The following is a 20168-nucleotide window of genomic DNA, read 5'->3' as shown; positions in this document are numbered from 1 at the left end:
TCGGTCAGCTCATGACGACGGACCATATGACCATTGCAACCCAGCCTGGTGATCGATCTCAGCCGAACGACAAGATCTAACGGACACGGCCTAGGGTTGTCCTTGTGTCCAGATCAAATCAGTCTTGGGCGTCCAGCGACGCTGTTCGGGCGAGCATGCAGGCGAACAAGGGGCGGGACACCAAGCCGGAGCTCGCGCTCCGTCGGGCTGTTCATGCTCTGGGCCTGCGCTACCGGGTTTCGTATCGGCCGTTGAAGTCTGTGCGACGTACTGCGGATCTGGTCTTCACTCGCGCCAAGGTGGCCGTCTTTCTGGATGGGTGCTTCTGGCATGGCTGCCCCACGCATCACACCGTGGCGGCCACCAACGCCGGGTTCTGGGCGGAGAAGGTGTCGCGGACTCGCGAGCGAGATGTTGAGACAGACCGGCTACTCCAGGAAGCCGGATGGAGGGTTCTCCGGGTCTGGGAGCACGAAGATCCAGATGAGGCGGCGCGTCGGGTTGCATCAATGGTTCGCCTGGACACGGCCGGCAAGGACGGGGCTTCCACATCCTGATCGGCGACTATGGCTCAAGGTCTCCATCGAACTCGGGGCGGTTCAGGGAAAGGACGCCTCTTCCTACTCCACTGGTTCGATGAGCGCGCTGTTGTTCGCTACAGCGTGATCGTGGCCGCTACCCGGCCATCGGCCGGTGATGAGCCAGAGTTCGTAATGGAGCAGCCATTCGCTTGTCCACGGCAGGATGGTCGTGGCGAGGTACATGCTGTCGTTCCATTCCCCGGGCAGGTGGAGACAGAGATCGCCGCCAGGGTAGACGTGTGGGAGTGCGGTGGCGCGCGGGTGCAGTTCCAGTTCAGGGTCGACGACGATCACCCGGGGCCGTGTCCGGTGGCGGTAGGTCACCTGCACGGTGTAGATTTGGCAGATCGGCGCCGGCTGCAGGGGCACTCGGCACCAGAGACGACCCTTGTGTGCACGGGTCTGGGCATGCGGCAGGACCGCGTGAATCGCTGCGGCCTGCCGCCCCAGATTAACCGCGCGGCGCGGGATGCTGGCCATAGAAGGTGTTTCCGCCCGTGCGAGGACCGGTCCCAGTCGGCGACAACCTACCGGTCTGGCCGAGTCGCAGGGCACCGCTGCTCTCGCCGATCCGGGCGGCGACCCGCTCGACGGAGGTGTGCATCGCCTTTCGGTCGAATGACTCGGTGAGACGGGTGAACACCTGCCGGTAGCCCTTACCTTCCATGCCGGCCAGTTCGTCGACGAGTCTCCTGATCTCGTCGAACCACTGGTAGAACGCTTCCCTCCGCTCGGGGTACTCCTTCCACTTGTCAGTGAAGTTCTCCTCTTTATGCGCCGGGTTGGGTACCCACCAGGTGCCGTCGTGCTGCGTGATGAAGCGCGGCATCCCGTCCAGGACCTGACGCAGGGCGGTGAACAGATCGACCTCGTCCTGGTAGGCGTGAGCGGCCAGGGTGGTGACCAAGATCGACGGCGGTCGATTGTCGAGATCATCCCCAAACATGATCATTTTGTGCCACTTCAGGACTTGGACGACTCGCTGGAGCGTGGTGCGGACCGACCAAGCCGGAACGTCCGCGACGCTGGGGTGGCCCTTGGCCTCCAGCGCGCGCCGCGGCCTGGCCTGCTCCCGGAACCACGCGGCGTATCCACGGGGGTTGCTGTGCTGCCATTTCACCAGGTCTCTGTCGGTGAGAAGGATCCCAGTGGGTGGGTGGTCGACGTCGGCGATGGCGGGCAGAACGTCCAGATGGAAGCCGGTGTAGACGAGCTGCCAGCAGCGGCGCTTGGACTCGATGCGGAGTGGACCGTCGGAGCGCCCCTGGCTGATCTTCCACCTGCGGTAAGCAGCCAGGTGATCGCCGACCCGACCCTTGAGATCCTCCTGGGAGATGCTCTCCTTCGCCAGCGGGAGCCAGCACACCGAGTCGATGTCGTATTCGCCCGTCGGCCGGTCGGGACGGACGACCGTGCCCAGGAGGAAGGACCCCTGCGGGTAGATCCTCCAGTTGATACCGCCGTTGTCAGCCAGCCAGGCGCCGACCTCTTCGTAGCGCGCGACGGCTATCTCGTACAGGTGCGGTGAGATGTCGAGGACTTCCACGGCGCCGTTGATCAGATCGGAGAGCATCCCCGAGAGCGTGTCGAGCTTGGGTGACTTGGTTTCCACGATCATCCTTCACGTGCGGGGTAGTACGGGGCGAACATCGGCGCGCGGTGATCGCAGAAGAGCCGGTGGACAGCAGGAGAGGCGTCCCGGCTGACGTGGCCCGCGAGTCCGTAGAGGCTCTGAATGTCGACCTTGTCGAGCGCGACGGCACCGGTGGGGACGGTCGGGTTGATACGGAGCACGTTCTCCTTGCCGACGAAGTGCCGGGCCTGCTTGGCGGCGCTCTCGCTCTGCGCCCGCATGAGGATTTCGACAGCGCCGCCGGCCCAGGACAGCAGCCCACCACGATCGAGGCGACGGTGACGGCTGCGGACCTCGGCGGTGGTGCCGAGACTCAGCACCCGGATGGAGTTCAGCGGGACGTTCAACGGGCCCACCGCCTCGGTCAGCGCCACCATCGTCGGATTGTTCGCCCACAGGCCGCCGTCGACGAGGCGAGCGCCGTCCAGCGGCAGGCCGGGCAGGTAGGTCGGGGCGGCCGAGGTGGCGAGAGCGACGTTGACCACGCTCTCACGCCAGTCGCGCTTCAGGGTCGGCAAGTGGGGCGTGCGGAAGAGGTAGACGTCGTCGCCCGCGAGGTTGTAGCTGGTGATCACCAGCCGTTTGGTGCTCTCTCCGAAGGTCCGCTCACCGAACACCTCGGTGAGCGCCAGCCGCAACGGTTCGGTGTCGTACTTGGCCCGAACCAGGTGACGCACTGTCCGGAGCCTGCTGCGGTTACGGAAGATCCGCGGCCCGTGCTCGACGTAGAAACGAACGATCTCCTTGGCCGGGACGCCCAGGCCGAGCCCGAGGGCGATGATCCCGCCGGTGGAGGTGCCCGCGATGAGATCGAAGTGATCGACGATCCGGGTGTCGAGGTCCTCTTCGAGCCGAGCCAGCACCGCGGCGGTGTACATGCCGCGAAAGCCCCCGCCGTCGAGGGACAGGATCTGGAAACGCTCCATCGGCACGCCCGACTCCCGGGTACCCGAGTCCGAGGAGGCCGCCTCTAGCGGCTCTCCACTATCAACAGTACTTAATACCACAACAGATTCTTCAGAGTGGACTTCACCTCAGATGGCGTAACCTTGTACACGAGAAGCACCCCCGACCGGCGGGTGGGCCAGGCGATCCGACATGATGGGACAACAAGATCGGGCAAGGGGACTGAGATGAGCACGCAGGCGTTCGACCGGACACGCCTTCGAACCGCACGCGAACTCGCCAAGTGGAGCCAGGCCGAGCTCGCGACTAAGGCGAAGCTGACCCCGGCCGCGATCAGCCAGTTCGAGAGCGGTGCCACACGGCCCAAGCCCGAGACAGTCACGGCGCTCGGTGAACTCCTGGACGTGCCCGTCGAGTTCTTCTACACTCCGATGTCTGACAGTCACGAAGGTTTCTTTCGGAGTCTTCGCAGGACATCCGTCGTCGACCGGCGGCACGCCCGCGCAGTCGGGCAGGTCGCCCACGACCTCGTCCTACACGCCGCCGGGGCTGGCATGTTCCCCGCCCACACCGTTCCCATGCTCCCCGCGAGCGGCCTGGATGCTGAGGCGTCCGAGATTGAGCGGAGCGCCGCGCACGTCCGGTCGCTATGGGGTGTTGCCCCTGGGCCGATCAGCGACGTCGTCGGTCTCCTGGAGATGCACGGAGTGGCGGTGATCAGGCTGCCCCTCGGCAATACCGATGTCGACGCCTTCTCCCTGCCGTTCGCCGACCATCCGGTTGTCGTCCTCAGCACCGACAAGAACGACCGCGCCCGATCGCGGTTCGATTGCGCACATGAATTGGGGCACCTGATTCTTCACGGCGAGCAGATCTGGGGCGTCAAGGAAGTCGAGACCCAGGCTCACCAGTTTGCCGCGGCCTTTCTGATGCCCGCTGAGGACATCGTTGACCAACTGCCGAGTAGACCCGATTGGCCTGTTCTATTCGAGCTCAAACGCCGCTGGCAAGTCTCCCTAGCTGCGCTCATCATGCGGGCCAAAACACTCGGAAAGATGAACGACCGCGCCTACCTCACCGCCGTCAAGACAATCTCGGCTCGCGGATGGCGACGGGTCGAACCCGTCCCACTAGGGGCTCCCGAACAGCCTTCCTCGCTCCTCGCCTTTCTCGCTTCTCCTGAGAGCACTGAAGCCAGAATGTTCCTGCCGGCCAACGTTGTAGACAACATCTACAGGGCATCGGCCGCCTAGTCCTGGTTCGTGGGCGACTGTACTGTAGCAATAAGTCTTCATTGTTCACTGAGCGCTTTTCATCCTGAGTAACGGTCTTCCTCGATGAGTTGCAGGACGAGGATGGCCTGCACGATCGTGGTGGCGCGGTGCGGGCAGCAGCGCAGCCGGGCCAGGATCTTCCAGGTCTTCAAGGTGGCAACGGCGCGTTCCCCGCAGGCGCGGATGCGAGCGTGTGCGCGGTTGACCGAGCGCTGATGGCGCGACAGCGGCGGCCGCAGCCGATGACCTTTGAACGGCGTGCGGATGCTGCCGTCCGCGCCTTGATAGCCCTTGTCGGCGAAGGTCTTGATCCCTGCGGCAGTGAGTGCGTCGATCAGGCCGGTGGCGCGGGCTGCGGTCAGGTCATGGGTGGCACCGGGCAGCGCGGGTGAGGCCCAGACCAGCCGGCCGGACGGATCGGCCAGGACCTGCACGTTCATGCCGTGGCGTTTGTGTTTTCCGGAGTAGTACGGCCGTTCGTCGGCCAGCCGGTCGATGGGAATGAGGGTGCCGTCGAGGATGGCATAGGCCAGCCGGCCGGCTCGTAAGACGGCGGCGTGGACGTCGTCGGTGAGCGTGGCGAGCAGGTCGGCCGTCTCGCGGACGTAGCGCCAGGCGGTGCTGGTGCCGATGGCGAAGCCTTCGGCCAGACGGGCGTAGGTGTCGCCGTTGCGCAGGTGGGCCAGGACCAGCAGGGCTTGCAGGGACGGGTTCAGGCGCCGCCACCGGCAGCGGCGCTCGGCACGCCGGGCGCGGATCAGCTCGGCCAGCCGGATCAGGGTGTGATTGGACAGCGGAATCGCAGCACGGTATGACAGGAACGAGGCTCTCCGGTAGAGGCATCGGATCTTGGTCGACTGCTGTCTTACCGAGAGCCTCTTCCCATGTCGACCGGTCCCGGCGTTGCCCCTGCTGACCTGCGTGATCAGGTTGGAAAAGCCTCACTATGGACCACTAAAGGCGCCACCAGGACGCTAGGTGCGCTACGGCGCGCCTTTGGTCGGCGGGTCGGCCAGCACCTTGATCCCGATCTCTTCGAGATCTAGGAAGACTCGTTTGACATGGTTGAGATGGCGGTAGATGACCATCCGCGTCTCGGCATCGCGGGCAGAACCATTCCAGATCGGCTCGAAGATCTCCGAGTTGCTCACGGCAGCTTGTGCTACATCAAGTGCCGTCAGTAGGTCAACATCCCTTGTTTCGAAGCGGATCTTTCGTGCGTTTTGCTTGATGATCTCCATATTTTGGGCCATTGCGCGGCCGCTATCAGTATTCGCCCACTCGATCATGTCGCTCGTCTTCCACTGATGACCTGCGCTGCTGATGGCGATTATCTGCAATGAGTCGACCCAGCTGTTGGCAGCGTGGACCATGTCTGCGATAAGCAGCCGCTGACGCTGACGTCGTTCTTCGTTTCGGCTGGATTCCGCAGCCGCATAGATGCCGCCGAGGATTGTTTCTTTGAGCTGATCAGTAAAGGATGCGCCAATGACATCGGCTACTTCGGCGTCACTTAGCGTCCACGAACGTTGCAGAGTCTGAAACTCGGCAAGTTGCTCCTTCTTCCACGTGCGCAACATATCGGCGGTGAAGTGCTCTGGAGTTTGATCAATCTCCCATGCGTGCGTATCGCACAGCGGGATCAAATTCGACGCCGCCCGGTTAGCCGCCTCGGACATGTTCGGGTCCCAGCGTGGCCCGCCGCTGCTCCGAGCGTGGATGTGAGCGATCCGGCTGTTAAGAATGTACTCACCGGTGTCGCCGTTCAGCCGGTAAAGGGGCTTCTTGCAAGTCGGCTCCCCACACCGCCATGCCGTGCCGTAGAGCTGCTTGATCGTGCCTTCAGTCGGCGTCCGATGCTCAATCGGCTGGGCGCCAGAAGATGCGTTCGACACCGGACCATCATCGCCTACCGACAGCTCGTACAGTGCCAGCTCATAGAGCCGGAAGGGGGCTGAGCGCATCCGTCTGCGAGAGCAGGCAAAACAGCTCTAAACGACTCTCATCGGCCAGCCGCGTTCGCCTCTGATCTTGCGGCGCCTATGGCGAGGCGATCAGGCGTCCCCTGCCGAACACGGTGCAGGTCGGGGGCCGGTGGCATCTGTAGGCGAATTTCTGCAACAAGACCCTCGCGGAGGTTCGCTCCCACAGCGCACCACGGGACGTCACCCCGGGCAACCCAGCCTTCCCCGCCCACCGCTGCGCCGTCTTCCACGCCCGCCCCAGCAACCTCGTCTCGGCCCGGTCACGACCGAAGTCATTGGTGTCCGAAGCCGTCCATGCACCTATGGCAAGTACTGCCTGCTACACACGACTTTCACCAGCCGGACCAGAATTCCCAAACGGCGTGCTGTTGCACGCTCCACGGCTACGTCTCTAGCTTCATAGCCCTCGGCATCGTTCGAAGGAGACGGGTTCGGGTGGACGACAAGTTCTGGGTTGTGATCGTGATCGGACTGTTCTCGATCATCGTGGCGCTGGCCGCCGGTATCTTACGGAGCATCGGTGGCGACAGGGTTCCTGCGGCGATCCAGGGCGGAGCCGTAGCGTTCGCCGCCACGATGACGCTGGGGCTGGTCGTGGCGAACGCGCTGGGGGTCGTGTGAGCGGCACGCGTGCCGCTGTGGCCGAGAGCCACAGGCTGGCCAAGGTGTGGGACGCGGTCGACGGGCTGGCCGGGCTCGCCTCCCCGTTGATCGCGTACCATCTGGCGCTACGTGTGTTCTTCCTGCATGGCTTGAGGAAGCTGCAGGAGGCAGATTCGGCTCGGTCCTGGCCGACGTGGGAGAGTCTGGTCGCCCTTGCAGGCGGCCAAGATGCGGAACGGCCGCTGGCTCAACTGCTCTCGAAGGTACGGCTACCTGAAGCGCACCTGCAGGGACGTTCCCGATCGACGGAAGACCTCATCGCGCTCAGCCCGTCCCCCGCGGTAGACCGGCGGTTGGGGGCGCTCGTGTTGGCACTGGATTCGGTGGACGAGTCTCATGACCTGTTCGAGGACTGTTTGGAGCGGTTCTCCACCCGGCATGGGGTACGCGGCGAGTACTACACAGCCCGCGCGATCACGGAACTCATGGCAAGCATGCTCGCGCCGCTGGAAACGGATCGGATCCTCGATCCGGTGTGCGGATCCGGGGGATTCCTCGTCGCAGCCGCACAGCATGTAGCGGCAGGGTCCCGCGCAGGACGCCCCCCTGCGTTGCATGGCCTGGACGTTAATAACGAAGCCCGCCACATTGCCGTGATGCGTTTGGTCCTACACGGCCTCCATGCGGACATCGGCCTTGGCCCCGTGGACTCCTTGCACAACGGCCTCACGCCCTCCTCGTTCGACGTAGTGCTCGCCAATCCGCCGTTCAACATGCCCAACTGGGACTACAACGACAAGCTCCGCAACCATGCGTGGGTTTATGGTCCTCCCCCCAAGGGGAACGCCAACTTCGCCTGGCTGCAGCGCATCCTGGAGACACTCAACGCCACGGGACGAGCAGGCGTGTTGCTCGCCGCCGGCGCGGCGAGCGGCTCACGTGTCGGTGAACGGCTCATTCGTCAGCGGTTGCTGGAGGACGACGTGGTGGCCGCGATCGTGGCACTGCCCAGCAAGATCTTCCGACACACCAAGACATCTGCGTGTATCTGGCTGTTGAGCAAGGACAAGAGCGCGAACCCACGTTGGGGACATCAGCCTCGCCAGGAACACGTCTTGTTCATCGATGCTGGTCGTACCGCCGAACGCGTCGCCGGCAGGCAGCACGTGCTGTCCCGGGCCGGCGCGGACCGAATCCTTCGTACGGTGTCGGCCTGGCGTGGGATCGGTGCCGAGGCGTATGAGGACCAGGAAGGCTGGTGTCGTTCCGTCACGCTGGAGGAGGTAGCCGCCCGGAACCACGATCTACTGCCCACTCGCTACGTCAAAACCACCGCGCCCACGTCCCGGTCCACGGAGATCGAAGCGCTGACGCATGAGTTGTACGGACATTTCGACCAGGCCGCCCAGCTCGAACGGCGGCTACGCGAACTCCTGGAGAAGGGCTGAGCGGACGCCGACATGGACAGAAGAGTTGTGGATGAGCGGGGATGCGACTGGTATCGACTCGGCGCTCTGCCGGGTGTCGCCTCGATCACCTACGGCGTCGACCGTGCCGGATCCAACCTGCAGGGCGGAGTTCCGCTGCTGCAGGCAGGGCACATCAGCGACGGGCGCATCCACGTTCACCAATCTGCCTCCATCAGCCGGGAGGAACACGCGGCATGCACCCGGTCATGGCTCCACGCCGGGGACGTCGTGATCGTCCTGGTCGGCCGGGTCGGCGATGCCGCCGTCGTCACACCGGATGAACACGACTGGAACGCAGCTCGCTCCGTTGGCGTCGTCACCTGCACCGAAGAGGGGCGCCGCGACGGCATCGGCTCGTGGGTGTCCTTCTGGTTGAGGAGTCCTGTCGCACGGGCCTGGTGCCTCGAACATTCCGCGGGTACGGTTCGCGCTTCACTCAGCGTGACAGCGCTCAGAGATCTCCCCGTACCCATGCCGCCGACGGCTGATCGCGCCCGCATCCAGAGTCTGCTGAATGTCATTGACGAGAAGAAGGCCGTCAACGAGCGGGTCGCGGAGCGCGCGGTGAAGCTGGCCGACGCCTACTTCGCCGACATACCCGCGGATCTCCCTTGGGACCGTACGCCCCTTGCCGACGTAGCGAAAGTGAGCAGCGGCTTGGCTCGCCCGACACAAGATGACCAGTCACCAGGGGTGGGCTGGGTCACATCGGCCGAGGTCCTGCAGAGCGCCTTCCCCCACCTGGACCAGGTCGCCCGAGTGATCACTGCGTCATGGGAGCACATCGTTCAACCAGGGTCCCTACTGGTCGCCTCGACACCCAGCGGGGTACAGATTGTCGAGACCCTTGTCCCGGTGATTCCTAGCCGCGGCATGCTCGCGGTCAGTCCGTTCTACGAGTCTGATCGCATGTGGCTCCTGCACGATCTGCGGGCCAGAGCTGCTGAGCTTGTGCTGACAGCCCAGGGGAGGCAGGCGCGTGAGCTCAGCAGGAGGGTCTTTGAGCAGCAAACTGTCCGATGGCCTGATCAAGCGGTGCGAGAGGCGTTCGGGCGCGTTGCCGGACCGCTTCATGAGCGGGCGAAGCTGGCGACCGTGGAGAATCGCACCTTGGACGCCCTCGCCAAAGCGGCATGGCGTGAGATGACTCCCCCAAGCGACTGGTCACTATGAGCCGCCACGCAAGGAAAGGTCCCGTCTTGGCCGTTGGCCGCCCCAGCCGGACACAAGCATCAAACCATCAGCGGGGTGCCCTGATCAGAGCACCCCGCCATGGAGGCAGGCCGCGTTTGCCCTTGTTAAGCCAGGATCAGTTCCCCATCGCATCCTGTCAGCAGGGCGCTGCGTCGGGGCGTTGGCGCATCAGTTTGGCCTGCCAAGGCAGTCCCGGCCGTCACGTAGCCAGCGACGGTGCCATCGTTGCGAAGCACCACAAGTAGACCAGTCGAACTGTTAAGCAGTTGGTCGCGGACCTCATTCAAGGATGCGTTTTCCTGGATGTAGATAGGTGGCCGCATGACAGAGACCACCTTCCGGCTCAACCCGTCGCTTCGGACCTGTCCAGCGAGGTCAGCAAGGGTGACGGTCCCGAGGACTGTCCCATGTTCGCTGACCGGCAGAGCGTCGTGACCGCCTGCCAAGAGTCGGTCTAGCGCATCGGCGATGTGATCGTTGATATCCACATGCGGCATCGGGTACGGAGTCAGAACATCTGCCGCCACTCGGCCAGAGTGCGCTGGCCGCTCTTGCGCCGAAAGGGCGCACTGCCAGAGGCCCTGAGTCACGAAAGCATCCAACAAGCCCCGGTCTTTTCTATAGGAGCCGAAGCGCGAGACCTTCGCGTAGATGGACCAGACTTTGCCGCCTATGTGAAGAGACGCGTCGGGACTGCAGTCCGAAACCGACCTTTGGCATTCGAGTAGTAGAGAGGACACGCGACGCTCGAATGCGCGATTATCTTTGAGTGTCGTTCGGTGGAGCGCGAGATCGGCTAGAAAACGCTGGGTTTCATGGGCCCAACTGCACCGCTCTGCAGCTTCCATGCCTCTCAGGGACACTGCGCTCCGGCACGCCTCGACGAACAGGTCCCGAAAAACTTCCGGCTCCGGGTGAACCATGAGAATGCGAGCATGGGCAGGCACTGCCGTACCAGCGAGGCGCTGCAAGCGGCCATCGGCACCGGTGAGGGAAGTGGTGCAGAGGGTGTCACTGGGGCGCTCCTCCTTCGGCACTTCGTGGGGTTCCGGTTGAGGCCGGGGCTGGCTGGCCAGATCAGCCAACAGTTCCTCTGCGGCCGGATCGCCTAGCGCAGCACAGTGCCGTAGCAGCCGCTCGGCAAGGGCGACGTCACCTCGTTCGAGTGCGTCGATCGCCTCGTCATACAAGGCATCTTCGGCGTCCAAGAGGTCACCGAGATCGGCGATGCGCCGCTGCTCGGTTGTGTCCTGCAGTTCTTCGCGCAGCACGGCGACACGAGCCTCGGCGTTGCGGCGCTCGTCCTCGGTTGGCTTGGCGAGATCGCGCAGCGCCGAGGTGAGCATGTTCTCGATGGTCATTTGGTCAACCCCCAACCGGTCTCGTGGAGTGCTCCGCTGGCGAGCACAATGCCCTTGAACGCATGGACTGCCGCGGCCAACCGGGTCTTCACCGTCCCTGGAGGGATACGCAGAATGGTGGCGGTCTCCTTGGTATCAAACTCCTCTGCGTGGCGCAGCCACAGCACCTGTCGTTTAGGTATGTCGAGAAACTTCAGAGTTCGGTGGACCACGTCGTGTGCGGCCTGCCGGTCGGCGAATACCTCGCTCAGGTCAAGTGAGGCAACCACGCTGCCGCTCGCGGCCTCCGCTGCGGGATCGTACGGGTCGACCAACCCGGATGCCCAGACGGTTTCGCGCGGGCCCCGCCGATGCCATAGGCGGGTTGCAGTCTTGAAGAGGTACGCACGGGGTGGGCCGGGCTGTGTGATGTCGTCGCCGCGCAGCCGATCCCACCGTTCCAACACGATCTTACTCGTGTCATTGGCGATCTCATCGGCCATCTCCCACGAGCAACCAGACTTTGCCAAGTAGCGACGGACCCGCGGATACTGGAGGGCCACGAATTGGTCTGCGTCCAAACCTTCCGCTTCGGCAGGCGACGAGCTGGGCGACGACGTTCTCATCGGGGCAGCTCCCCCGGCTGGCACTTGCGCCCCTCACATGGCAGGTGGATGTGCACAACCACCATGATGCTGGCCCCGTTGCCCTCGATAGGACCTTTTGGGAGCGAAGCGGGGGCAGGAGTCCGGGAACGGCCGAGGAGTATCTGTCTGCCCAGCATGGCCACGCTCCCGATCACTGTCAGGACCGGGCCGAGCGCCTGCACGGCATCGCCGAACCCCATGGGCATCTCCTCATCTGTCGGTGAACAACGAGCTGTCAGAACGACATAGGCATCAGCAGTCCCACACGGTTCATGATCGTCCAAGGGTTTGGTGTTCGCACCGCCGCTCAAGGCAGACCGTGCTGCCGACGCTGGAGGTCTCCAGGTTGATCGCTCTCAGTTACGCACGGTCGCCAGCAGTGGCGCGGCTGCTGCGACAGCGTTGCCCGCCTTCCCCATGACGATCCAGGCGCGTATGCTCACGCCGCACCATATGCCGGAGAAAGGAGCAGCTCGGGCCGTGAGCTCGTCAACCGTATGTAAGGTAAGGACGGTCAAGGAATGCCATCCGCCGCACGATTGCTCGCTGGATGCTCGTCGGCACCTGATACGGCATAGCACCGGGCGGCATTCCCGGACATTTTGAGCGCGGGCAACCAATGACATCGCGATACAAGAGGGCACGATTCGATAGTGGGCGGCATTGAGAACTGCGACTTTTAATCCGTAGGTTCCGGGTTCGAGCCCCGGGCGCCCTACCACTCTCCACCTCGGATCCCGCTTCGCGACCTCCCGTTGACCGTCGATGCACTTGGCGTAGACGCGCAGGAGGACATCCACGCCGTGCCCTGCGCGCTCGCCCGCCTCAGGGGCGTGAACACCGGCGTTGAGCCACAGCGACACGGCCGCGTGACGCAGGTCGTGGGGACGGGCCGCCAGCGGCGAGGCGACTTGGTCGGGCGTGAGCGCGTAGGCACGAGCCTCGCGCCAGACCTTCGAGACCGTCGAGCCGGGGAACGGCCTGCCCGTGTTAGTCCGGAACAGCCGGCCGTCCTGTACTTCTGACCGCATCCCCACGCCCGTAACCTGTCATCGGCCGGGAACACGATCATCCCCCTCATCGACAGGAGTGCCCGCATGAGCGCCATGTGTGACTATTACCGCGCTCCCGATCGCGCCACAGCCACCTTGCGGGCCGACCACTGTACGGGACCGCAGCAACCCCTTCGCGGCGCTCCGGTGTTCGATGTTGTGGGAAATCACCTGGGTTGACCCCAGCGGCTCTCTGGGCAGCCTCGTGGCCGCCATCAAGGACGTTCCTTCTCAGATGACCTCGTCGAGGCGGTCACCTTGGACCCTCCGCCCGAAGGGGAACCGCAAACCGAAGAAGAATGGCTGGCCCTTCCAGAGAACTCGCATTACCTCGATGGACCACAAATCGATGGATTATCAGCGAGTGCACGTGATGCGCTCGCCGAGGTCGATGACTCCAGCCTGCACGAAGTGGCCCGGCGTTGGACGATGGACCCGCCCTGCCCCTTCCGCGACAGTGACGACGTGGTGGACCTGGTCCAAAAGCTTGTCGCCCTTGCGCGGCGGGCCAAGGAGAGCGATGAACTGCTCTACTGCTGGTAGATCCCGGGTTAGCCATCCACTACTGTTCCACGGCCTCCTCATCAAGAGGCGGAAGGACGCCGCAGGCGTCGTCGATTTCTCCAGTCGCGATCATGTCCTGCACTGCGGCGATCATCGAGTCGAAGCCGGGTTCACGGATGATGACCAGATCGGAGCACCAGAAGTACCGGCCGCTGAGGCACTCGCCTGTGTCCCGCCAACGATCCATGATCTTGCTGACGACGCCGAGCGTCATGAACGTCGCGGACCGGCGAGTGCCGTCGGACAGTGTGATGGTCGCGTCGGCTTGGTCGGCGGTTTCGGGAGCGTCCCCTTCCCAGCGCGGAATCAGCATCTCGAAGCCGGGCTTGCCGATGCGATAGAAAGCGCCGTCGATCTCGATCACGAGCCCCAGCCTGTCGAGCATCACGGGACATCGCAACGGGAGTGCATCGACTCGCTCTGTCCGGGCAGGTCACGCGTTGGCCGGTCGGGCCATTAGCGGGCCATTAAGAGGGGTGACGAGCGGTCAATCACGGTCACTCACGACCCGGTTTTTTCGCAGTTCAGCGCCTCATGAGCCCGTAATCGATGCAGTTCCGAACCTGACAGCGTGGGTTCGGCTGCCAGCGCACAGGGGACTGGCCGGCACCGTTGGCTCATGGCAGGTTGACTGCGCTGAGGACTTCGCCGATAGCCACTCGGCGCCGGCCCTCAAAGAACTCCAAGTGCTCACCGACTTGTAGCACGGCGGGGGGAAGACTGAGCAGGAACATCAGGGCTTTGCCTATCTCTCCCGGCTTGATGCCTCGATCGCTGCGAGGGTAGAGCCGACTGTCCCAATGGATCATGTCACCGGAAGCTAGACGTTGCCCGATCCACAGTTGGGGACGGTAGCCGTGCACGATTCGTCCCTGGCGTCCTCCCTCCTCTGTCTTCACGAGGGTCAACCGCACTTCGAAGTGCGGTTCGCCGCTTGCGAGCATCTCCCGCAGGAGACGTTTCTGATCACCCTGGAAGTCATCCATCTTGCTCATATCGTGGATGTAGGCACTCGGGACACTGTGCAATATGCGTGCAATGATCATGCTACTGGGAGCGGCGCAACAGGTGAGCAATGCAGGTCAGACGCTATGCGGACCTGGAAGCGGTCACGAGCTGCAAAACCGCTGACTGTTGGTACCTGCTGAAGCGCTCCCGGAAGCGAGTTCTGCCGGCTGGCTCCCATCCTTGGCCACAGGACTCCCGATTGATCATCATGCTCTTGCGTCGCACGTCCGGATGTGTCCATGACTGATCCGATAGACGACCTGACGGTCGAGGTTATTGAGCGCTATGTGGTCGCCGCGCCGGAGCATGGAACCGCCCGTTACCTTGATCTTCTTCATGGCAACTTCGTCAACCTGGCCGACTGGGAACGAATCAAATTTCTCCGCTCGTTAGGTCAGGACGCTCAACAGGTCACCGACGCCGACCTTGAACGCATGCTTCAACGGGGAGAGTTCACCGGCTGGCGGGAAAGGCTCGCTGCGGCGTGGCTCATCGGCCTTGACGGCGTACTCAGTTCCGCGAAGTTCTGACCGACCTCCTCCTGGAAAGCGACCTCGTCTACGCCGGTCAGGGATACAGCTTCGCCATCACCCGATTCGGGCAGCCTGAAGACGCCGGCATTCTCACCGCCTACCTGGAGCGGTACCTGCCGCAGCGCGACTGCCATTACGACCAGGACTGGGTCCTCGGCAGACTCCTCCACCTCGACGAGATGCTGGGTACGGACCACGCCCTTGAATTCCTTACTCCCGACGGTCTCTGGAGGGGCTCCTCGTTCTCACGCCAAGATCCGGCCGACTGCCACCTCCGGATCGCCGGACTTCTCCGTTTCGCCGACCAGGCGATGGAAGCCGGCGCCTGAGGCCGCCCTTACGATCGCCTGGCGATGGCTGATCTTGGTGCGTGGTTGGGGGCGATCGACGGGTTGGGGCTTCGTACAGCCTCGGCCCACCGGATAATGTGGCTGGTCACGGTTCATCCTGGTATGCGCGGAATGGCCGGTCCCGGAAGGGACTCGGCAGCCCACGAAGCGCCAGGTCGGAGCGTCGCGAAGGATAAGAAGCGCCCTCCGCTTTTAATCCGTAGTTCCGGGTTCGAGCCCCGGGCGCCCTACCACTTTGCACTCCATCTGACCGGTTACGTGGGCTTTCCGCGTACGGTGCGTGGTGAGTTGCCGTGCCAGCGCTGCGTGGCGCGGCGCAGGGCGCGGGCGTCGCTGTAGCCGACCCGGCCGGCCACGGCGTCGACGGTGAGGTCGGTGTCCCGCAGCAGCCGCACCGCCCTGTCCTGCCGTACGGTCTCCAACTCGGCCCGCCAGGTGGTGCCCTGCTCGGCCAGGCAGCGCTGCAACGTGCGGGAGCTGAGGGCCAGGCGGGCGGCGACCGTCCGCAACGAGCAGTCGCCGTCGCGCAGTGCGTCGGCCACGGCCGCGCGGAACCTGTCGTGCCAGGTCGACGCCGGTCGTACGGCGCTCAGCAGGAGGTCGGCATGCTGCCGCAGTACCTGGGCCAGGCCGGGCCTGGCGTACGGCAGCGGCGTCGTGAGGTCGGCGGTGAGGAACGTCAGGCTGTCGGATTCGGCGCCGAAGGTGACGTTCCGGCTGCCGAACAGCTCGGCGACGCCGTCGTGACGCCGGGGCGCGGCATGGCTGAACCTCACGCGCACGGGCGTGACCGTCCTGCCGCCGGCGCGGCGCAACTGTTCGAGCACCACCCCGAGACCGAACTCGATCCGGGCGGCGGCCACCGCCGGGGCCAGGCGGGTGGTTGAGCTGTGGCGCACCGTGGTCAGCTCGCCGTCGTCGAGCACCTCGATCGACTCGGTCGCCGGATCGGCGAGGATCGGGAGGTATCTGGCGGCGTCGCGCAGGCCGTCCAGCAGGTTCTCGCCCCCGCCGAACATGTGGCTCCACAGCCCGACGCCCTGGTCGGGCAGGGCGCGTACGAGCTGCGAGGCTGTGACACCGGCCAGCTCCTCCCAGAGCGCGTCGGTGACCGACGCCGGCACCCGTACCAGGTCGTGGTGGAGCTCGTCGCCGAAGGCCGCCAGCGCGGCGTTCGGCCCCGCGGCGCCGGCCAGTAGCCGGGCCAGCTGGGTCGACACGGTCCCCTCGATCACATCCGCGAGCCTACGCGAATGGCACCTTTCGTCCGCTTTATGGCACGCTTCGGCCGCATCCTCCTAACAGGTGCTGAATAGCGTAGGTTGCGAAAGATTCGCGGCGAAGGAGATCGAGCGTGCGTGAGGTGAAGGCGGCCGACGGCCGCACCCTGGCCGTCGAGGAGTGGGGCGAGCCCGGCGGCAGCCCCGTCGTGTACACCCACGGCACACCCATGAGCCGCCTCGCCCGCTACCCGCACTCCGAGCTCTTCACCGAGCTGGGCATCCGGCTGATCACCTACGACCGGCCGGGGTATGGGAGATCCACGCCGCACGGCGGCCGCCGGGTCGTGGACGCCGCCGAGGATATCCGTACGATCGCCGACGCCCTCGGTCTCGACCGCTTCCCCGTGTTCGGCGTGTCAGGAGGCGGACCGCACGCGCTCGCCTTCGCCGCCCGCCACCCCGGCCGCGTCACGCGCGCCGCGGCGCTGGCGAGCCTGGCGCCGTGCGACGCGCCCGGGCTGGACTGGACGGCCGGCATGATGGAGAGCAACCGCCGCTCCTCCGAGGCGGCGCTGATCAGCAGGGACGCCCTGGTCAAGCTGTTCGCCGAGGACGAGGAGAGCGCGAGCCCCGCCACGCTGCTGCCGCCCGCCGAGCAGGCCGTCCTGGCCCAGCCCGAGGTCCAGGCCATGCTCCGGCCGGCCTTCGCGGAAGCCGTACGGCCCGGCAAGGACGGGTGGATCGACGACGAGTTCGCCCTGTACGGGCTGCCGTGGGGGTTCGACCCGGCGACGATCGACGTACCGGTGCGGATCTGGCACGGGTCCCTGGACACGGTCGTCCCGGTGACGCACGGGCGCTGGCTGGCCGCCCGCATCCCGTCCGCCACGCTCATCGAGGCGGACGACGCAGGTCACGCCGGTCATTTCGCCGTCACGCCCGCCATGCTGCGCTGGCTTCTGGGCAGCGGCGACGCCTGAGGCGTCAGGCGGTGGCCGGTCGCCGGGCGAGCCCCTCCTGCCCAGGCGATCGCTTCCGGTGAGGGGGCTTCGTCATCGGGAGTGGTGTTCGGGCGATCCGTAGGACTCGCGGAACACGTTGCGTTCCCGTGCCCGGCGGCCGGGGTGGCGACGCTCCTCCGCCGGATAGCCGAGGGACATCAGCAGGGCGATGGCCAGGTCGTCGCGGTCTTCGATGCCGATCGCCTTCTTCACCTTGGCCTCGTCCCAGCCGTTCATCGGCGAAGTGGCGAGCCCCATCTCCGTGGCGGCGAGCATCACGTAACTGGCCGCGATCATGGCATCCTTGACCGCGTACTCCCGCAGCAGGCCGCGCTCCTCGAGATCCGCCTGGAAGGCTTGCGACGCCGCGGAGAACATCGTGACGAACTCGTCGTTCCATGCTCCATTGCGACGAGCCTGCTCGTAGACGTCGCTGTGGTCCTCGCGCCAGGACAGCGGCTCGGCGACGAAGACCAGCATGAGCGGCGCCTCCTGCGGCTGGGGCTGACCACCGGTGGCCCAGGCCAGATCCGCACGACCTTCGTCACTGGTGACGGCGACGATGGACCGGTCCTGGAGGTTCCAGCTGGTGGGCGCCTCGATGGCGAGGGCGAGGAGTGCGTCGAGCATGTCCGCGGGGACCGCATCGGGGCGGTAGTGACGGACGGTGCGGCGGGTGCGAATGGCTTCGGCGGCAGACATGGTGTGAGGCGTCATGCCACTCACTATCGGAGAGCGGCTCTCCATACGGAAGAAGGCACTAATTAGTGCGTTACTCTCCCATCATGGAGACCATTGTGGAGTCCTCCGGGTTGCCGGCCGACGCCTTCTCGGCGAAGTGCCCGACCCGTCAGGTGCTGGATCACATCGCAGGCAAATGGACGATCCTCGTCGTGGATGCCCTCCTTGACGGCACCATGCGCTACACCGACCTGAGCCGCCGCATCGAGGGCGTATCGCAGAAGATGCTCACCCAGACCCTGCGCAGCCTCGAAGGCGACGGGTTCGTCACGCGCACCGTCCACCCCACCATCCCGCCCCGGGTGGACTATGAGCTCACCGCGCTCGGGCGCAGTCTTGCCGAGCCCATCACGGCGCTCCGCCGGTGGACGGAGGACAACATCAACGAGATCGAACGGGCCCGGAAGCGAGCACGTGACTGACTGACTGGGCATGGGAAAACCGCGGCGATAAGCATCACTGATAGTCCCAGCGGAAATCATCGTTGGTGGTGAAGCTGATCGGCGGATCATAATGCCCACATGTCCGATTCCACCGGCCCTCAGGCCGACACCGCCATTCATGCCCGCGAACATCTGACCGTGACGCCTTCTCCAGAAGCTTTCCGCAAGGCCAGGGCCGACGGGAATGAGCGTCTGCGCAGCAGCGGGTCGCTGTTTGAATCGTTCTTCGCCTTGGACGGCGCGGCGTACGCGCCCGGCACCCTGCCCGCCTCGGTCAAAGAACTGCTCGGCCTGGTGGTGTCCGTGATGAAGGACTGCGAGGAGTGCGTCTATTACCATCTCGAACGGTGTGATGAGGAGCGGGTCTCTCGTGAACAGGTGCTTGAGGCACTGCAGATCGCCCTTGTGGGAGGCGGGTCGGTCACCATTCCGCTCCTTCGCCGAGCGGTCTCGTTCATGGAGCAGCTTCCGACACTCGGTGAGTGAAGTGCAGGCGCAGATTTCCATAGTGGTGCACCGCCCGATCGTCCACGCCCCTTCAGGCGGTTGAATGTAGTCATGAGACTGTTACGCTGCCGTCCTTGGCCCGCCGTCTTGGCTCTGCTGATACCCCTTGCGGCCTGCGCCTCGGTGGACGGTGGCGTAGCGGTTACAGCGCCTCCTGCCAGCCAACCATCCGATGCCGTAAGAAACGGTATCGACCACGTACATGCGGTCGGTCACGACCCGAAGATCGTCGTACGCAGCTCAACTCTCAACTTCCTGGTCGCCGCAGAAGGTGAGCTGACCTACAACTCCGCGAACCGATGCTTGGAGCTGGTGACCGCCGGCTCATCGCCTATGGGGCTTGTCTGGCCGAAAGGCACGACCCCGACACAGATGAACGGGAAACGCGGCGTTACCGTCCCCGACGTCGGCGACATCCTGCAAGGATCTTCGGTAGCTCTGGTGGGCGGGTTCGAGAAATGGGGCAAGAGCAAGCCCTTTGGGTATAAGGCTTATGGGGACGTCGACTGTCTCACTCATGCTCCGAATGGCGACGTCTTTGTTATTGGGACTGTGGAATAGGTCGGCGTCTAGTTTTCCGGGCACAGGGTCCACCAGCGCGAGCACCCTCTTCCCCATGGGCCATTCTGGACTACGTTGGGCTCATGGGGGGAACAAGCCGACGTTCCTGGGTGACCAAGGCAGTGCACGTCCTCGGGCTGACGGTTGCATTGACCAGTTGCTCGCACGCCGTCGCCTGCAAACCGTGCCCCGGATACTACTTCTACGCTGACGTTCCTCTCACGCTCGCCAGCCGCGCTCACACGCTGGACGTTTGCTCGGAAGGACATCCGTGCGCCGTGGTCCCTTTGGACAACCCCGCCTACTCCACGCCGCAGTACGAGGGCGGGCTGGCCATGCTGGGGATCAATGCTGCCGTCTACGAGGGCGCAGTGGATCTGGCCCTCAAGGACGCATCAGGCGATGTCATAGGACGAGGCACGGGGATATACCGGAATCAACCGCGCTACTCATGTGTATGCCCGAGTATCCACATCAGGGTCGAGTAGCTGCTTCACTCCCTTCCGGCCGGGGGATCTTGGTCGGCCGAGCTTGATCCGTAGGTTCCGGGTTC

The 20168-nt window shown here is 64.6% G+C and carries 21 protein-coding genes and 1 pseudogene; 11 read left to right on the top strand and 11 right to left on the bottom strand.

Annotation, left to right across the window (positions count from 1 at the left end):
• Nucleotides 1–155 precede the first annotated feature (155 nt).
• The gene (locus ACWDXC_RS30335) at nucleotides 156–557 is read left to right on the top strand and encodes a very short patch repair endonuclease (protein ID WP_219515154.1); all 402 of its coding nucleotides are present in this window, start codon (nucleotides 156–158) and stop codon (nucleotides 555–557) included.
• A gap of 63 nt (nucleotides 558–620) precedes the next feature.
• Here the strand turns inward: ACWDXC_RS30335 and ACWDXC_RS30330 are convergent, their stop codons facing one another.
• From ACWDXC_RS30330 to ACWDXC_RS30320, 3 genes are read right to left on the bottom strand one after another with little or no spacing between them, the layout of a single operon-like run.
• A complete protein-coding gene (locus ACWDXC_RS30330; protein WP_449987319.1) occupies nucleotides 621–1061 on the bottom strand; it encodes a hypothetical protein in 441 nt (146 codons plus the stop codon).
• Nucleotides 1033–2193, bottom strand: a complete 1161-nt coding sequence (locus tag ACWDXC_RS30325; protein WP_449987316.1) for a nucleotidyltransferase domain-containing protein — start codon at nucleotides 2191–2193, stop codon at nucleotides 1033–1035. Before ACWDXC_RS30325 ends, ACWDXC_RS30330 begins: the two co-directional genes overlap by 29 nt.
• A gap of 2 nt (nucleotides 2194–2195) precedes the next feature.
• A complete protein-coding gene (locus tag ACWDXC_RS30320) occupies nucleotides 2196–3140 on the bottom strand; it encodes a CBASS cGAMP-activated phospholipase (protein WP_449987346.1) in 945 nt (314 codons plus the stop codon).
• Between the two features lie 207 nt (nucleotides 3141–3347).
• Between ACWDXC_RS30320 and ACWDXC_RS30315 the strand changes: the two genes are divergently transcribed.
• A complete protein-coding gene (locus tag ACWDXC_RS30315) occupies nucleotides 3348–4373 on the top strand; it encodes a helix-turn-helix domain-containing protein (RefSeq protein WP_449987313.1) in 1026 nt (341 codons plus the stop codon).
• A gap of 59 nt (nucleotides 4374–4432) precedes the next feature.
• Here ACWDXC_RS30315 and ACWDXC_RS30310 read toward each other — a convergent pair whose 3' ends face one another.
• Complete coding sequence (locus tag ACWDXC_RS30310) at nucleotides 4433–5212, bottom strand: transposase family protein (RefSeq protein WP_449987343.1); 780 nt, start codon at nucleotides 5210–5212, stop codon at nucleotides 4433–4435.
• Nucleotides 5213–5377: 165 nt separating this feature from the next.
• Nucleotides 5378–6289: a hypothetical protein gene (locus tag ACWDXC_RS30305; protein WP_449987310.1), complete on the bottom strand. Its 912-nt coding sequence runs from the start codon at nucleotides 6287–6289 to the stop codon at nucleotides 5378–5380.
• Between the two features lie 525 nt (nucleotides 6290–6814).
• Here ACWDXC_RS30305 and ACWDXC_RS30300 point away from each other — a divergent pair.
• From ACWDXC_RS30300 to ACWDXC_RS30290, 3 genes are read left to right on the top strand one after another with little or no spacing between them, the layout of a single operon-like run.
• Nucleotides 6815–7000, top strand: coding sequence for a hypothetical protein (locus ACWDXC_RS30300; protein WP_443168008.1), 186 nt, complete (start codon nucleotides 6815–6817; stop codon nucleotides 6998–7000).
• On the top strand, nucleotides 6997–8430 hold the full coding sequence (locus ACWDXC_RS30295; RefSeq protein WP_449987308.1) for an HsdM family class I SAM-dependent methyltransferase: 1434 nt from the start codon (nucleotides 6997–6999) through the stop codon (nucleotides 8428–8430). Before ACWDXC_RS30300 ends, ACWDXC_RS30295 begins: the two co-directional genes overlap by 4 nt.
• 12 nt (nucleotides 8431–8442) lie before the next feature.
• Nucleotides 8443–9624 (top strand): hypothetical protein, encoded by a 1182-nt coding sequence (locus ACWDXC_RS30290; RefSeq protein WP_449987305.1) that lies wholly within the window; start codon nucleotides 8443–8445, stop codon nucleotides 9622–9624.
• 125 nt (nucleotides 9625–9749) lie between these two features.
• On the opposite strand, the gene ACWDXC_RS30285 is transcribed toward ACWDXC_RS30290, so the two are convergent.
• Nucleotides 9750–11006, bottom strand: coding sequence for a CBS domain-containing protein (locus tag ACWDXC_RS30285; protein WP_449987302.1), 1257 nt, complete (start codon nucleotides 11004–11006; stop codon nucleotides 9750–9752).
• Nucleotides 11003–11488 carry an RNA polymerase sigma factor gene (locus ACWDXC_RS30280; RefSeq protein WP_449987300.1) on the bottom strand — a complete coding sequence of 162 codons (486 nt, stop codon included), beginning with the start codon at nucleotides 11486–11488 and terminating at the stop codon, nucleotides 11003–11005. Before ACWDXC_RS30280 ends, ACWDXC_RS30285 begins: the two co-directional genes overlap by 4 nt.
• 1454 nt (nucleotides 11489–12942) lie before the next feature.
• On the opposite strand from ACWDXC_RS30280, the gene ACWDXC_RS30275 reads away from it, so the two are divergent.
• Nucleotides 12943–13227, top strand: coding sequence for a hypothetical protein (locus ACWDXC_RS30275; protein WP_449987297.1), 285 nt, complete (start codon nucleotides 12943–12945; stop codon nucleotides 13225–13227).
• Nucleotides 13228–13246: 19 nt separating this feature from the next.
• Here ACWDXC_RS30275 and ACWDXC_RS30270 read toward each other — a convergent pair whose 3' ends face one another.
• Nucleotides 13247–13612 carry a hypothetical protein gene (locus ACWDXC_RS30270; protein ID WP_449987295.1) on the bottom strand — a complete coding sequence of 122 codons (366 nt, stop codon included), beginning with the start codon at nucleotides 13610–13612 and terminating at the stop codon, nucleotides 13247–13249.
• Between the two features lie 253 nt (nucleotides 13613–13865).
• On the bottom strand, nucleotides 13866–14243 hold the full coding sequence (locus tag ACWDXC_RS30265; RefSeq protein WP_449987292.1) for an EF-Tu C-terminal domain-related protein: 378 nt from the start codon (nucleotides 14241–14243) through the stop codon (nucleotides 13866–13868).
• A 252-nt stretch (nucleotides 14244–14495) separates the two neighbouring features.
• On the opposite strand from ACWDXC_RS30265, the pseudogene ACWDXC_RS30260 reads away from it, so the two are divergent.
• A pseudogene (locus ACWDXC_RS30260) lies at nucleotides 14496–15118 on the top strand (DUF6000 family protein).
• A gap of 275 nt (nucleotides 15119–15393) precedes the next feature.
• Here ACWDXC_RS30260 and ACWDXC_RS30255 read toward each other — a convergent pair.
• Nucleotides 15394–16374, bottom strand: coding sequence for a helix-turn-helix domain-containing protein (locus ACWDXC_RS30255; protein ID WP_449987290.1), 981 nt, complete (start codon nucleotides 16372–16374; stop codon nucleotides 15394–15396).
• A 119-nt stretch (nucleotides 16375–16493) separates the two neighbouring features.
• Between ACWDXC_RS30255 and ACWDXC_RS30250 the strand changes: the two genes are divergently transcribed.
• Nucleotides 16494–17342, top strand: coding sequence for an alpha/beta fold hydrolase (locus ACWDXC_RS30250; protein WP_449987287.1), 849 nt, complete (start codon nucleotides 16494–16496; stop codon nucleotides 17340–17342).
• A 72-nt stretch (nucleotides 17343–17414) separates the two neighbouring features.
• On the opposite strand, the gene ACWDXC_RS30245 is transcribed toward ACWDXC_RS30250, so the two are convergent.
• A complete protein-coding gene (locus ACWDXC_RS30245; protein ID WP_449987284.1) occupies nucleotides 17415–18080 on the bottom strand; it encodes a nitroreductase family protein in 666 nt (221 codons plus the stop codon).
• A gap of 68 nt (nucleotides 18081–18148) precedes the next feature.
• Between ACWDXC_RS30245 and ACWDXC_RS30240 the strand changes: the two genes are divergently transcribed.
• The 3 genes from ACWDXC_RS30240 (at nucleotide 18149) to ACWDXC_RS30230 (ending at nucleotide 19615) form a co-directional block, all read left to right on the top strand.
• A complete protein-coding gene (locus ACWDXC_RS30240) occupies nucleotides 18149–18526 on the top strand; it encodes a winged helix-turn-helix transcriptional regulator (protein WP_219517902.1) in 378 nt (125 codons plus the stop codon).
• A gap of 99 nt (nucleotides 18527–18625) precedes the next feature.
• A complete protein-coding gene (locus ACWDXC_RS30235) occupies nucleotides 18626–19033 on the top strand; it encodes a carboxymuconolactone decarboxylase family protein (RefSeq protein ID WP_449987281.1) in 408 nt (135 codons plus the stop codon).
• Between the two features lie 72 nt (nucleotides 19034–19105).
• Complete coding sequence (locus ACWDXC_RS30230) at nucleotides 19106–19615, top strand: hypothetical protein (protein WP_449987278.1); 510 nt, start codon at nucleotides 19106–19108, stop codon at nucleotides 19613–19615.
• The last annotated feature ends 553 nt before the right edge of the window (nucleotides 19616–20168 follow it).

This window comes from Nonomuraea sp. NPDC003214 (assembly GCF_053590035.1).
The sequence above is the reverse complement of the archived record's forward strand: the minus strand, read 5'-3'. Positions and strand labels throughout refer to the sequence as shown.